Annotated in this window: 2 protein-coding genes; one reads left to right on the top strand and one right to left on the bottom strand. The window is 66.6% G+C overall.

Annotated elements, in window-relative coordinates:
- Positions 1 to 550: 550 nt before the first annotated feature.
- Complete coding sequence (locus CCN42_RS34120) at positions 551 to 961, bottom strand: hypothetical protein (RefSeq protein ID WP_086741302.1); 411 nt, start codon at positions 959 to 961, stop codon at positions 551 to 553.
- Between CCN42_RS34120 and CCN42_RS34115 the strand changes: the two genes are divergently transcribed.
- Positions 960 to 1,199, top strand: coding sequence for a hypothetical protein (locus tag CCN42_RS34115; RefSeq protein WP_086741301.1), 240 nt, complete (start codon positions 960 to 962; stop codon positions 1,197 to 1,199). The two genes, CCN42_RS34120 and CCN42_RS34115, sit on opposite strands and share 2 nt — an antisense overlap.
- The last annotated feature ends 112 nt before the right edge of the window (positions 1,200 to 1,311 follow it).

The raw sequence follows: 1,311 nt of genomic DNA, 5'->3' as shown, positions 1-1,311 counted from the left end.
CCCCTCGCGCCCCAGCTCCGCGTCGTCAGGCTGCCCGGCGCCGACACCGAGCCTCATGCCGAGCGACAGCACCTCGTGAACGTGGCCCGGCACCTGCCCCATCCACTCGTCACCGAGGCCGTCACCCTCGCGGAGAAGGCGCAGGCCACTACGAACACCTCCTGAACTACGGCAAGGAGCTCTTCACCCTCGCCGGCGATCTGCACGCCTTGGCCCTTCAAGTACTCGCACAGGTGGACAGACCGAGACCTTGCTCGGCATCGGCGGGTTCACGTCAGGTTGGCCACAGTGCCGTGTCCGGCGATCTTGATGTGGGAAGGCTCCGAGGCGACTGTCCACCGACCAAGGAAAGGGGCCGCCCGCGATGGGGATGCCAGTAGGGAGCGTATGGGCTATGAGGATCGCAGTTGTCAGCGAGTGGCTGCGCAGGTTCACGGCAAGACGGCAACGGTAACTCACCGCTAACCTGCCAGCCAGCCGGTCGGAGACGTAGCGGAACGGCCCCCGGCAGTCCCCTTCAAGGGGACTGCCGGGGGCCCGTATGTCCCTCTCAGTCGGATTGCTCCAGTGCAAGGCTCTCCATGCAGTCACCGCACCTGATCTTGCGGCGCTCCAAGGTCTTTGAGGAGACCCGGATGACGGCGGGCGGGCTGCACCGACACACAACCTTGACGTAATTGCGGTCCTCCTTCTCCTCCTTGCCTGCGGACACCTCAGCGCCCTCGCCAGTGTCGGCTTCTGTCACAACCCCGCCGACCGGCCCGCCCTTTCCGCCACCGCCCCCACGGGTGCGGGTGGAGAGAAGGTCAGGCACGCCGGTGGTCTGGATCGCCATGCCCAAAGAGGAGATCTGGTCGGCGTCCGTCTTCACGGCCTCCTCGCCCAGTGTCCCGGTTGTCCGTTGCCTGCAGCGCTCGCTTAACTGCGGTATCTGTTCGGCAGACATGAGGATGGAGAACATGCTGCTGACCGGCGTGGGGCTGACGTTCATCGCCGGGCTGCTGGCGGCCAGCGACACCTACTCGACCGGCCTGGTGGACAGGACGTTCGCCGACAACGGAAAGGGCTACGAACAGACCGTCGCGATGCTGCCGACCGCCATCGCTAACCCGATGCTCATGCGCAGCGGCCGCCCAGGTAGCCGTTGGTGCCGTCGCAGCGGGGCAGACGACGAAGCGCCAACAGCTATCACGGCGTGATAGTACAGCTCGAGATCACCAACCCCCCGCGTCACCGGGCATCCGCCGGGTAGCCCACCCGGTTGCAGCTGGGCGACGGGGGCCGTCAGATCCTCCCGACGGGAGCCCACGC

It is taken from the genome of Streptomyces glaucescens, assembly GCF_002154375.1.
GTDB lineage: Bacteria > Actinomycetota > Actinomycetes > Streptomycetales > Streptomycetaceae > Streptomyces > Streptomyces glaucescens.
Note: the sequence above shows the minus strand (reverse complement) of the source record. Positions and strands in the feature narration are given on the sequence as shown.